8 protein-coding genes are annotated in these 13,332 nt (G+C 46.4%); 7 read left to right on the top strand and 1 reads right to left on the bottom strand.

The window, feature by feature from the left end; translation table 11 throughout:
* Nucleotides 1-10 precede the first annotated feature (10 nt).
* Nucleotides 11-2,617: a LuxR C-terminal-related transcriptional regulator gene (locus ASG89_RS07550; RefSeq protein ID WP_057309980.1), complete on the bottom strand. Its 2,607-nt coding sequence runs from the start codon at nt 2,615-2,617 to the stop codon at nt 11-13.
* 1,159 nt (nt 2,618-3,776) lie between these two features.
* Between ASG89_RS07550 and ASG89_RS38585 the strand changes: the two genes are divergently transcribed.
* From ASG89_RS38585 to ASG89_RS07580, 7 genes are all read left to right on the top strand, one after another.
* On the top strand, nt 3,777-5,041 hold a 1,265-nt coding region (locus ASG89_RS38585), incomplete at its 3' end, for an InlB B-repeat-containing protein (RefSeq protein WP_414813248.1).
* Nucleotides 5,042-6,230: 1,189 nt separating this feature from the next.
* On the top strand, nt 6,231-7,049 hold the full coding sequence (locus tag ASG89_RS38590; RefSeq protein ID WP_414813249.1) for an S-layer homology domain-containing protein: 819 nt from the start codon (nt 6,231-6,233) through the stop codon (nt 7,047-7,049).
* A gap of 226 nt (nt 7,050-7,275) precedes the next feature.
* The gene (locus ASG89_RS07560) at nt 7,276-8,907 is read left to right on the top strand and encodes an extracellular solute-binding protein (RefSeq protein ID WP_235549651.1); all 1,632 of its coding nucleotides are present in this window, start codon (nt 7,276-7,278) and stop codon (nt 8,905-8,907) included.
* Between the two features lie 40 nt (nt 8,908-8,947).
* Nucleotides 8,948-9,880, top strand: coding sequence for an ABC transporter permease (locus ASG89_RS07565; protein WP_057309983.1), 933 nt, complete (start codon nt 8,948-8,950; stop codon nt 9,878-9,880).
* A gap of 15 nt (nt 9,881-9,895) precedes the next feature.
* The gene (locus ASG89_RS07570) at nt 9,896-10,768 is read left to right on the top strand and encodes a carbohydrate ABC transporter permease (RefSeq protein WP_063867766.1); all 873 of its coding nucleotides are present in this window, start codon (nt 9,896-9,898) and stop codon (nt 10,766-10,768) included.
* Nucleotides 10,769-10,851: 83 nt separating this feature from the next.
* Nucleotides 10,852-12,447 carry an extracellular solute-binding protein gene (locus ASG89_RS07575; RefSeq protein ID WP_057309984.1) on the top strand — a complete coding sequence of 532 codons (1,596 nt, stop codon included), beginning with the start codon at nt 10,852-10,854 and terminating at the stop codon, nt 12,445-12,447.
* A gap of 108 nt (nt 12,448-12,555) precedes the next feature.
* Nucleotides 12,556-13,074 carry a DinB family protein gene (locus ASG89_RS07580; RefSeq protein WP_057309985.1) on the top strand — a complete coding sequence of 173 codons (519 nt, stop codon included), beginning with the start codon at nt 12,556-12,558 and terminating at the stop codon, nt 13,072-13,074.
* The last annotated feature ends 258 nt before the right edge of the window (nt 13,075-13,332 follow it).

The raw sequence follows: 13,332 nt of genomic DNA on the forward strand, positions 1-13,332 counted from the left end.
GTCTGCACATTTAGCCCAAAATTTCGAGCTTCTGGGCTATACTCCAGGCTTGGGTGCGGGACGAGACGCCTAGCTTTGCATAAATGCGAGAAAGGTACACCCTGACTGTTCCCACGGATAAAGCCATTTCCTCAGCGATTTGCTTGTTGGATGCTCCTTTTCGGATCAAATTCAACATGATTAATTCGCTTTGACTTAATGGCTCGATTAGACGGGAAGCTGAAGAGACAGCCTCCCGTCCCTCTCTTTGCGGGAACAATTCGATAAGTTTATGGACATACGCTGCAGATACCCCTTTCCGTTCCGAGGAAGGGGAATTAGGGTTTCTTTGATTGTTGAGATACATGTGGAGCAGTTCCTCTATGACGCTGCCTTCATCGAGGAAGCTGCGAATATAGCCGTTCTCTTCGCCGATTAATAGCGCTTCATGGAGACAGCGCAGTGCAGCCGCTTGCTGTCCCTGCTGATGTTCGATCCGGGCTTGCAGCAGTGAGATTTCTACCAAGCTTGATAGCAGGCATTCGCGTACGGACTGTGGTTTGAGCCTTTCCAGCAAACGGAGAGCTTCCGAATATTTATGTTGTCTGCTCAAAAGCCGCACCAAGGTTAGATATTCGAACTCTTTATTAAAGGTTGGCGTATCTTTCGGCGAAATTTGGAGTGCGGCTATTTCAGTCTTGGCCTGCGCAACGCGCCCTTCCAATAAATAAATTTCAATTTTAAAGGCACGTAAAAACAAAAGCCAACGATGTTCGAATAGCTTCGCTGCCCCTTCTTCAATCGCTTCGTTTATACATTCATGGGCGAGTTGAAAGTGCCCCTCTGTCATATAAAGACGGGTTTGCATGATTCGGTGGGGTACGAACAGTCCTGGGGTCTGGTTAGTACCTGCGGCTTTTCCGACTTGGTGAAGTAGAGCCCGACAATCGTCCAACCGATTCCATTCGTAATACCCTTCGCACATCGATTGCTTCACATACAGGTTAATGAGTGCGTTATTCCATCCATGTGACTCCAGTACATGGGTAAATCGGATGCCAACCATTTCTACAGCGGAGGAGAGTGCTCCCTTTAGTCCCAAAGCCGTTCGTTTTACAAGCGGTTCGGTCATATTGTAATTGAAATTATAAAATACCCCGTTGTCAGGCAACATGCTGCCTGTAATACTATCCGCAAATTGCTGCCATTCTTCGTAATTTCCAGTGAAAAAAAGCAAGTTGGATCTCAGAAATAACATACCGCTTTGAAGGTGCATACGTCTTTCCGTACAATCCACAGCATCAACCTGCAGACCAATGTGCCGTAATTGCAGTTCGGCGCGATCCGCCTGATTGGTTACTGTCAAAATAAAGGCGTAAAAGAGCGACATCTCCGGAGATCGCGGCATTTCTAGTGGAGCGCATTCAAACCAACGGAGTAAAGTGGTAAATTCTCCTCGTTGTAATACATCGGGGATATGTTGCTCTAATAAACGGTCCGCGAGCGGAAAGTCGCCAGCTGCAATCGCATGATCGATGGCTTCATCCATCAACCCCCGTTCAGCAAAGCATTGGCTCGCCAACTGGTTTACTTGCACCCACTTGGCAAGGTCATTGCGCTTTAGCATACTGCGGAGAAATTCGGAAAACAAATGATGGTAGCGAAACCAGATGCCGTGATCGTCAAGTGGGATTAGAAACAGGTTCAAAGCTTTCAATTGTTCCAGCATTTGATCGCTGTTGGTTCGCTCTGAGACAATGTTACAGATCCAAGCATCCATTCGGTCCAGAACAGAGGTGTGCAACAGGAAATGTTTAAAATCGTCAGAAAGCTTGCTAAACACCTCCTCGAATAAATAATCGGAAACATTGCGGTTGTACCCTTTGAACTGCTCAATATAATGGTCATGGTTCGGATGAGAACGAATTGCAAAGGCCACTAATTGCAGCCCTGTTACCCAGCCCTCTGTTCTGTCGAGCATTTTTAAGATCTGGCGATTGGAAAGAAGTTGCTCGATGGTTTCCTGGTAAAATGACTCGGTCTCATCTATCGTAAATTGAAGATGCAGAGCGTTAATATCCGTTCGTTCGTCTCTTGCCATCCATTTGCTAGTAGGAAAGGGAAGCTCAGCTCTGCTTGCCAACAGCACATGGACATTATTCGGTAAATAATCGATAAAATACGAAAGACTATCGTGAACTCGCATATCGGTAATCACGTGATAATCATCCAGAATGAGGGCGAGCGGTTCGGATAAAATGCACAGTTCGTTAATCATTGAATCGAGGAACATGTGTATGGATACCGCTGGTAAGGCTTGGGCAAGCGATGAAATGCGCGTAAGCGACTCGGCAGGTAAGGAACCGGACAAGGCTTGGGCTGTGTACCTCCAAAACCTTACAGGATCGTTATCCATTTCGTCGAGAGAAACCCATGCGCAGAGACCTCCGCTCTCGCGAACCCACTGACTAAGCAACGTCGTTTTCCCATAACCGGCAGGAGCGCAAACAGCGGTCAACCGGCCTTGCAAACCCTTTGTAATGACGCTCATCAATCGATTGCGTTTGACCAAGCTTTCTCTAGTAACGGGAATGCTTATTTTTGTTTTTAAAAGGATATGATCGGGTGTGGTGTTCATCGTTCCTCCGTAATAGTGGCAAAAACCTTTTGCTCCATTATACCCTATACGCTGTTTTTTTTGTCGAAAATGGGAAGGAATTAACTTTTGCAAATTGTTTTCATTATCACTTTTGCTAGAATGGGAGATTGATAGGGATTGAATGAAGTGTGCGGCGTTATTTATTTGGGAGGATGAATGTATTATGCATATAACAAAACGAAATTGGAACAAAGAGGTGTCTGGTATTTTTCTTAAAAGTATTCTGGTGCTCGCAGTAGTTGCGCAGTTGTTTTTACCAGGCATCCGGTCAGCGCAAGCATCTAGTAGTATGTGGTCTAGTATGGGAACAGGACTTAGCGGCACGTATGTACGTTCGATTGCTCTCTCAGGCACAGACGTATACGCAAGTGGAAATTTCACGACAGCGGGCGGCAGTTCGGCATATTATATAGCCAAATGGAACGGGACAGGTTGGTCTAGTCTAGGCACGGGTCTTAATAGTTCCACGTTTGCGGTAGCTGTTTCGGGTACAGATGTATATGCAGGTGGGATTTTCTGGACAGCGGGCGGAAACCCGATCAATTCAATAGCCAAATGGGACGGGACCAGTTGGTCCAGCCTTGGCTCAGGTATCTCTGGAACGGTGTATGCGATAGCCGTATCAGGAACGGATATATACGTAGCTGGAAGCTTTACCACAGCGGGAGGAATCGCGGCAAAGAATATAGCGAAATGGGATGGGACCAGCTGGTCCCTTTTGGGCACGGGCCTTAATAATTCTGTTTATGCGTTAGCTGTATCTGGCACGGATGTATATGCAGGTGGAGATTTCACGACAGCAGGCGGTGTATCAGCGAATAGAATAGCGAAATGGAATGGGACCAGTTGGACGAGTCTTGGCACGGGCTTTGACAGTTCAGTGTATACGATTGCCGCATCGGGCACTGACGTATATGCAGGCGGAAATTTCGCGATAGCGGGAGGCATTTCGGCCAATAAAATAGCGAAATGGAATGGGACTAGCTGGTCGAGCTTTGGCACGGGGATGAACAATACGGTTTCTACGATAGCATTATCAGGTACTGATGTTTATGCAGGCGGAAATTTCACGACAGCGGGCAGCGGTGAGGCCAATCGTATAGCCAAATGGAATGGAACTAGCTGGTCCAGCCAAGGCATGGGCTTTAACAATACCGTGAATACAATTGTCGTATCGGACACCGCCGTTTACGCAGGAGGAAATTTCACAGCAACAGGCAGTGATTCGGTTAGCCTTGTTGCAAAATGGAGTAACTCGAACCCGAAGATTAGCTTTAACAGCAATGGCGGCTCAGTTGTGAGCAGCCAGAATGTGAGTTACGGCGGTACTGCAGCTGAACCTATTGCTCCGCCAACAAAGGAAGGATACATATTTGCAGGTTGGTATGCGGATAGCGAACTGCTCACAGCATACGACTTCACGACAGCCGTTACAGAGAATATGACGCTGTATGCAAAGTGGACGAGCATAACCATAACAGCAACGCCTATGATAACCAGCACGGTACATGCAGGCGATACAAGCGTAACGGGTACTGCAGCAGTTGGAGCAATCATCATCCTTAGCGTAAACGGAACACCAACGACGCCGGTAACCGCAACGGGCGGCAATTGGACAGTGTCTGGGCTGACGCTGGCTCCAGGAGATACGATCAGCGTAACCGCACAGTCGATAGGAGAGACCGTAAGTGCAGTTGCAACGACAACAGCAGAGTCAGTGCCAGTGATTACGAACATCACAGGTTTTGATGGGATTGGAGATATAGCGGCAGGAACAGCTGGCGCGGTGATCTATGCAGATGGAGCAACCGTATCGGCGGCGTTATTAGCAAGTCATGCGAATGTAGCAGCAAACGGTGGAGCATTGACTGTGCCAGTAATGGCATGGGTGGATACAGACAACTACAACCCAGCTGTAGCGGGGAGTTATACATTTACGGCAACGTTAGGAAGCTTGCCAGCGAATACAACCAATACGGGCGGCTTAACAGCTACCGTAGAAGTTGTGGTTGAGCCAGTGATTACGAACATCACAGGATTTGATGGGATTAGAGATAAAGCGGCAGGAACAGCCGATTCAGCAAGCTATGCAGATGGAGCAGCCGTATCGGCGGCGTTATTAGCAAGCCATGCGAATGTAGCAGCAAACGGTGGAGCATTGACCGTGCCAGTAACGGCATGGGTGGATACAGACAACTACAACCCAGCTGTAGCGGGGAGTTATACATTCACGGCAACGCTAGGAAGCTTGCCGGCGAATACAACCAATACTGGCGGGTTAACAGCAACCGTAGAAGTTGTCGTTGAGCCAGTGATTACAAACATCACAGGATTTGTTGCACTAACGAATGTGTCCGCAGGAACAGCCGGCGCAGCAACCTATGCAGATGGAGCAGCCGTATCNTATACATTCACGGCAACGYTAGGAAGCTTGCCKGCGAATACAACCAATACAAGCGGGTTAACGGCGACAGTGGAAGTTGTGGTTGAGCCAGTGATTACAAACATCACAGGATTTGTTGCACTAACGAATGTGTCCGCAGGAACAGCCGGCGCAGCAACCTATGCAGATGGAGCAGCCGTATCCACCGCGTTACTAACAAGCCATGCAACGGTAACAGCAAACGCTGGAGCATTGACCGTGCCGGTAACAGCATGGGTGGATACAGACAGTTACAATTCAGCTGTAGCGGGGAGTTATACATTCATGGCAACGCTAGGAAGCTTGCCAGCGAATACAACCAATACTGGCGGGTTAACGGCGACAGTGGAAGTTGTAGTTGATCCAGTGATTATAAACATCACAGGATTTGTTGCACTAGCGAATGTGGCCGCAGGAACAGCCGGCGAATCAACCTATGCAGATGGAGCAGCCGTATCGGCGGCGTTATTGGCAAGYCATGCGAATGTAGCGGCAAACGGTGGCACGATGACCGTGCCAGTAACAGCATGGGTGGATACAGACAGTTACAACCCAGCTGTAGCGGGGAGTTATACATTCACGGCAACGCTAGGAAGCTTGCCGGCGAATACAACCAATACAGGTGGCTTAACAGCGACTGTGGAAGTAGTCGTCAATCCAGTGATTATAAACATCACAGGATTTGTTGCACTAGCGAATGTTACCGCAGGAACAGCCGGCGCAGCAACCTATGCAGATGGAGCAGCCGTATCCACCGCGTTACTAACAAACTATGCAACGGTAACAGCAAACGGTGGCACGATAACCGTGCCAGTAACGGTATGGGAAGATACAGACAGTTACAACCCAGCCGTAGCAGGCAGCTATACATTTACAGCAACACTAGGAAGCTTACCAGCGAATACAACCAATACTGGCGGCTTAACAGTAACCATAGAAGTTGTCGTTGTATCCGCATCAGCACCATCAGGTGGCGGGAATAGTTCGTCAACACCGAGCGACACCCCTGTAACTTCTACAGATGGAAGATTAACGCTTCCTACAGGTAAAGCCGGCGAGGTTAGCTTGGGAGATGTAGTCAAGATTTGGATTCCAGCCAATGCTACAAACCAAGAACTGAAATTAACGATAGACAAAGTGCTGGATACGCAAAACCTTATTACAGACAAAATGGCTCTAGCCAGTCCAATCTTTGAGATTCTGAAAAACTTCTCAGAGGACTTCAACAATCCGGTAACACTTACCCTCGTTTTTGATCGGGCAAACTTAGAAGGCAACAAAAAGCTTTCAGTATTTTACTATGATGAAGTGAAGAAGGATTGGGTAGAAGTTACAGGCGGTAAAGTAAACGCGGGTACCATCACGGTTCAGGTAAACCATTTTACGAAATATGCAGTATTCGCTGTAGGTCAAGGAGCAACTGTGCCCGCACCAGATACGAAACCAACGATTAGCTTTAGCGATATTGCTGGACATTGGGCTAAGGCCAATATCAAGCAAGCAGTAAGCAGCGGAATGGTCAGCGGGTATCTTGACGGCACGTTTAAGCCGGATCATACCGTGACTCGCGCAGAATTTGCGGTTATGCTGATGAATGTGTTGCAGCCGCAAGGTACAGAAGAGGCACTGACGTTCACAGATACAGCAAAGATTGGAAGTTGGGCGCAGAAAGCAGTTGCACAAGCGGTGCAAGCAGGGTTTATTAAAGGCTATGAGGACGGTACATTCCGTCCGGCTGCAGAGATTACACGCGCTGAAATGGTCGCGATGATGGCAGGTGCTTTGGATAATTTGGTCGAAGTGAATGCCGAAACTGACTTCGCTGACAACAAGGACATTCCAGGATGGGCGAAAGCAAGCGTTGCGCTAGTGAAGCAAGCAGGTATTGTGCAAGGCAAAGGCGATAACCAGTTCGCTCCTGGAGACCATGCCACAAGAGCAGAAGCTGTAACGGTTTTGCTGAACCTGTTGGCGCTGAAGAGAAGCTAAAGTGAAATTATTCCAAATGAAGCAGCCCCAATCAATTGAGGGCTGCTTTTTCGTTATTACTCCTTTCCACAATCTAAAAATCGTATCCGTTTTCCCATAAATCGTAGATGTCGCATCGTCCTAATTTTCTTATAATTAACAACATAATGGTATGATAAACACAATGACAACGAGAGGGGGAAGTACGCTGCGTAATCCAATCCAACGAACTTGCCTTCCAAAACTGATGACCACTGTGGTGATCATATCCATTATATCTGGCTGCTCTACCCATTCTGAGAACACACAAGAAACCGACGCGCAGAAGTCTGCGAAACGGGGCAACATTACGGTCACGATTTATGATCGTGGCAACATCCCTTCCGGCCAAGGAACGATTGAAAACAATTTGATGACGAAGTGGATCAATCAAGATGGTCCTGTGGATGTTACCTTCGTACCTGTGCCACGGACTCAGTCCGAGCAGAAGCTGAACACGTTATTCGCAGGTGGAGGCGCGCCAGATTTAATTCTTGAGTATGCGCCGCAAATTAAGAATCCGTTGATCGATCAGGGGCAGCTTCGTCCCATCGACGATATGATTGAGAGTTACAGCACGACGTACAAGGCACTCTTGGCGAAATTTCCAGCATTGCGCAAAGCAGGGATGGGGACAGATGGCAAGCTGTATCAATTCGGCCGGATTAATGAAACGATTCCACAGCGAGGGGTTTTTATTCGTAAGGATTGGCTCGAGAAGCTGCATCTGAACATTCCACAAACAACGGAAGAGATGTATCAGGTTGCCAAAGCATTTACCGAGCAGGATCCCGATGGGAACGGGAAAAAGGACACCTTCGGCCTCGCGCTGGCCTATAACTCAGTCGCTATACTGAACGAAATGTTCGGTGTTACTTATCCGAATTTCGTTGTTCAGGGCAATGAGCTTATTCATGGATGGGACAATATGCAAGCCGTAACAGCGTTCAAGAAAAGATTGTACAATGAGGGATTGGTTGACAAGGAATTTTATATCGATAAGTACGGGGCTAAGGCCAAGCGAGATTTCTTGAATGGGAAAATCGGCATTTATATGGACCAGTTCAATGTCCCGATTACCTTTTATAATGACTTCTATTTGGGTCTGAAAAAGAGTACGCCAGATGCCGAGCTGGCTATTATGCCGTATCCGGCAACCCCAGTGGGACGCTTTAACCCGATTCTCGTCAACCCGGTTCAAATGACAGGTCTCGTAAATGCCGAAGCGAAGAATCCTGAAGCGGTTATGAAATATGTAGATTTCGCAGCCTCGGAGACATTCATGAAGACCATGTACTATGGGTTCGAAGGTGTGCATAGCAAGACGCCGCCAGGGCAATGTCCGCAGGTGACGGACTTGAATAAGTGGAAAACAGAATTCAACTATGCCTCTGGAGATTTCGGGATGCTATCCTCACCAACGCTTGCTGGTAAATGTTATTTCGGTGTGGAGAAAATGGACACGAAGGATTCTTTGCAGCAGGAAGTTAAGAAGATGTTCGAAGCGAATTCTTCTTTTATCGATTTTAATTTGCAGATGGCAGGTCCCACGCATTCCGAGCAAATGCCACAGCTGCCGAAAGATCTTCAGCAGATTCTCACAGATACGATGAAACAAGTGGATGTAGGTGAGGGTGCCATCTGGATGAAGGCCATACTGACACCGAATTATTCGCCAGAACAAGCGAAGAAGGATGCGATTGCTGTGTGGGAGAAAGCGGGAGGCGCACAAGTAGACGCTTGGTATAAAGCCTTTTATGAGAAGGACAAGGATACGATTATTTTGAGCAGGGATATTTATGATATTTTCAAGCAACAACGTGCGCTTCAGAACAAATGAGAGGCGTACGGGACACTCAGTTAGGTGGTGACGAATCGGTATGGCATCTGAGACGGCTAGGAGTAAGACGCAGCTTGCCTTGCGCTACATCAATAAGAAGAAATATTTGTACATCCTTTTGATTCCAGCTGTTGTCTACTTTCTCATTTTCAATTATGTGCCGATGTACGGCATTATCATTGCGTTTAAGGATTTCAATTTCTCCAAAGGGATTGTCGGAAGCCCATGGATTGGCTTTGAGAATTTCCGATACATGTTCGGGCTCAGTGATTTCTACACGGTGTTCTGGAACTCGTTGTACTTAAGTTTTCTGCGACTTGTATTTGGGTTTCCGTTCCCGATTCTACTGGCATTGCTTCTCAATGAGATGCGTAACCGTACCTATCAACGGATTACGCAGACGATCATCTATCTGCCGCATTTTATTTCTTGGGTTGTCATTGGGGGCATTCTGGTCAACTTCTTATCCCCATCATGGGGCGTCGTGAATATTTTCCTGAAGCAATTTGGCTTCGAGCCGGTGTTCTTCCTAGCGGATACGGATTACTTCCGACCTTTGGTGATCTTCAGCAGCATGTGGAAAGAATCGGGTTGGGAAAGCATTTTGTACTTAGCCGCGATGGTTGGCATCAATACGGAACTGTATGAGGCCGCTAGTATCGATGGAGCGAACCGCTTCCAAAGAATCTTATACGTCACGCTGCCAGGGATCAAATCGACGATTATTATCCTGCTAATTCTAAGGCTGGGTCATATTATGGGCAATGGCTTTGAACAGATTTTTGTCTTGCAAAATCCGCTGAACCTCAGTGTTTCCGAAGTGTTTGAGACCTATGTATACCGCGTTGGTTTGATTGGTGGAAGGTTCTCTTTCGGTACAACCGTTGGGCTGTTCACCTCTGTGATTGGGTTGATATTCCTGCTAGCGAGCAATCAGATCGCAAAGTGGATGAAAGAAGATGGGATTTGGTAAGAGGAGGTTACAGTTGTGGGTATCCGATCGTTTGGCGATAAAGTTTTTGATGGTGTGAATTATGGCATTGTGACGTTGTTCGCAATCGCTTGCTTATTTCCATTCTTCTATGTGGCTGCATTCTCGATTACGCCGTACTCTGAGTATTTGGCGAATCCCTTGAAGCTCATTCCCTATCATATCGAGCTAGCGGCGTATAAGCAGATTTTGCAGATGCCGCTCATGTGGACGGGGTATAAGAATACGCTGATTATCACGATTGTCGGGGTAGCTTTGAATATTTTCCTACTTCTCATATCGGCTTACCCGCTTTCAAAGACGGATTTAAAGGGCAGAAACACGATCATGGTTCTGATCACCTTCACGATGTTCTTCAATGGCGGCTTGATTCCTAACTTTTACTTAATCAAAACGTTGCATATATACAACACTTTATGGGCAATGATTTTACCTGGCGTCTTGGGCGCCTACAATTTGATCTTAATGAAGAACTTTGTAAGCGCTATACCGGCGAGCTTGGAAGAATCGGCTTTTATCGATGGGGCCAATGAAATCAAGGTTTTATATAAAATTATCGTACCACTTTCTAAGCCGGCTATTGCGACTTTCATTATCTTCCATTCGGTGACTCAGTGGAACACGTTCTTCTCAGCGATTATTTACACCTCCAAGCGAAGTCTGTGGCCATTGATGTTGATTTTGAGAGAGATGGTCGTCGATGATGGCGGCATTGCCAAAGATGCCATGGATATGAATAACAGTGGGATAACGGTATTTACGATCAAAATGGCGATCATCATCTTTGCTACATTGCCAATCCTGCTTGTGTACCCTTTTTTACAAAAGTATTTCATGAAGGGTGTACTGGTAGGCTCGATTAAAGGATAGTTTCGAATTTCGTAGTGCCATGCTTTCGATTAAATCTGCAATCCCGCAGTTTAATAATAGCGATCATAAAGGAGATGTTGGTATTGAAAGGGTCAGTCAATAGTATCGCAAGCAGTCTCATTTGCATCGGGTTACTGTCTTCCATCGTTATGGCTTGTAGTTCTAACACAGATACGCCTGCTAGCACAACTGCTGCATCTACGGCACCAAGTGCAGGTACTGCGACAGCAGCACCGGCCAAAGCAGCGCCAGTCAGCATCAAAATGTTTAACCGGGTCAATGCGAACGTGGTCATTGATAATAATCCCGTAATTGCAGAGGCTGAGAAGCTGGCGAATGTGAAGCTGTCGGTAGAAGCACCTCCAATTAACAACTATGTAGAGAAGCTTCAGGTAATGATGGCATCCGGTGATCTGCCAGATCTCGTGTACAACTGGGGCGGGGCAGACGCGAATCTAGAGAAATGGTCCAAAGACGGCCTACTGACACCGCTCGATGATAAGATTGCAAAGTATCCGAATTTGACGAAAAACATTACGAAAGAAATGTGGGACGCTGTTAAATCCATTAACGACGGTAAAATTTATCTAATCCCTAGAACGAACGTTGTGAATCACTGGGGCTATATGATCAACCAGCAATGGCTGACCAAGCTGAACCTGAAGGCACCTACAACATTGGATGAGTTTACGAATGTGTGTAAAGCTTTTACGAATAATGATCCAGATGGAAACGGTAAAGCCGACACCTATTGTCTGAGCTTGTCCAATCCTACCCTTGGCGCAAACACGGTGTGGAATTCCAGTTTCTTCCTAGCCTCTGCTTTCAATCTTCCGATCATCAATGGGGTCAAGGATACCGATGGTGCTTATAAAATCAGAGAGAAAATGTCTGGATATATTCCTTTCTTGACGTATCTTAAAGGCCTAAATGAACAAAAACTCATCGATCCTGAGTTCCTGATTAATAAAATTTATGTGGATCAGGAGAAGCTGAATCAGAATCGCGTCGGTATCATTTATTCCCACCAATATGCGGTGATGGCGAATTTGTCCAAGGATAAGGAGTCTGACAAAAAGTACTCCTATCAACCTGTCTTAAAAGATAGTAAAGGTGTAGCTACTGATTTTGTATTACCGGCAACATGGGGCGGCTGGATGATTCCGAAATCATCCAAAAATGTGGATGGCGTATTGAAATTCATAGATTGGGGTAATACGACGGAAGCGAACACCTTGTTCCAACTAGGTATGAAAGGGTTAACTTTTGACAGCTATGACCCTGCTACGAAAAATATTTCCCGTACAGCCGATCAAGCAACTAAACTTGCTGCAACAACGAGCACGTATATGACGCTTGCGAACGCGATTGATGGGAACCCGGCTATAATCGAGGGTGCGGATACAATCGAAAGACTGAATACGTACAAAGCGCAATTGGATGCTGCGATGAAGCAAGTGACAGTAGTAAATGTGCCTGCCGTTCGCTCACCTAAAATCTTGAACCTGAATACTGCAATTCCAGATCTAGTGAAGAAAAAAGACGATCAAGAATTGAAATACTTGATGGGCACATTGACTCTCCAACAGTTTAAGGACTTCTTGGAGAAAGAATGGTATCCAGCTACAGCGGAAGCAGAGAAAGAATATGTGGACTACATGAACAAGCAAGGAAAATAAAAAAAACGTGAAGTACCCTGACAATATGCTGTCAGGGTACTTGTTTTATAATAAGGACATAACTGGAAATAATGATAAAACCAATTGAATTGAAGGAGCGTGTGTTGAATGACACAAACAGCTGAACGTATGTATGACTTCCATGTATGGGCGAACCAAACACTAATAAATAGGTTAAAGGAGCTTCCATCAGAGGTATTCAGGCAGGAGATTCAAAGTGTGTTTCCGACGGTTGCGAAAGTGATTGCGCATATCTACCTAACGGATCGCGTTTGGTTAGACATACTTGGAGGTCGGGATATGAAGGCGGCAATGGAAGCCTCTTGGCAGATAACTGAAGCAATTGAGAGCAAAAACTTGGATGAGTTAGAAGTCATGTACACTGAGTTGTCGCTACGATTCAAGGCATTTCTACAGGAGCAGCCTGATTTGGAAAAGAAAATCACGGTCGATAATCCCTATGCAAGTGTAAGGGACACAAGTATGACTGAAATGGTCTTACAGGTCGTTAATCATGCTACGTATCATCGTGGGAATGTTACGGCCATGCTGCGCCAAATGGGCCATGCCTCCGTCATGACGGAATACGCGTTGTTCTGGTATGCGGGTGCTGAGCAGCACGCTTAAACGCGTCGAAGCCACGGTTTCGTTGCGCGGTCACTTACTGTATTGCTCATGTTCAGGGGCTTGTAGAACTTGCTCAACCTACTAGCTCACGCCCCACCCTCTCAAATCTGCACTAAATCGAGCACATTCCCATGCCTTCCGCAAATTAGATGGATTTTCTGCACTAGCGTTGCATTAGACCTTACACATCATCAACTTGGTACATCTTCGTGCAAAAATTCACAAAGTTTTAAACTAACATAGTTAAAAAGCAGCTCC

The sequence above is a fragment of the Paenibacillus sp. Soil766 genome (assembly GCF_001428105.1).
In the GTDB taxonomy this organism is placed as follows: domain Bacteria; phylum Bacillota; class Bacilli; order Paenibacillales; family NBRC-103111; genus Paenibacillus_E.

What these genes read in the sequence shown, in the direction of transcription:
- ASG89_RS38590 (WP_414813249.1), top strand. Translation starts at nt 6,231, where the DNA reads ATGGCTCTAGCCAGTCCAATCTTTGAGATTCTGAAAAACTTCTCAGAG.
- ASG89_RS07550 (WP_057309980.1), bottom strand. Translation starts at nt 2,617, where the DNA reads ATGAACACCACACCCGATCATATCCTTTTAAAAACAAAAATAAGCATT.
- ASG89_RS07565 (WP_057309983.1), top strand. Translation starts at nt 8,948, where the DNA reads ATGGCATCTGAGACGGCTAGGAGTAAGACGCAGCTTGCCTTGCGCTAC.
- ASG89_RS07560 (WP_235549651.1), top strand. Translation starts at nt 7,276, where the DNA reads ATGACCACTGTGGTGATCATATCCATTATATCTGGCTGCTCTACCCAT.
- ASG89_RS07580 (WP_057309985.1), top strand. Translation starts at nt 12,556, where the DNA reads ATGACACAAACAGCTGAACGTATGTATGACTTCCATGTATGGGCGAAC.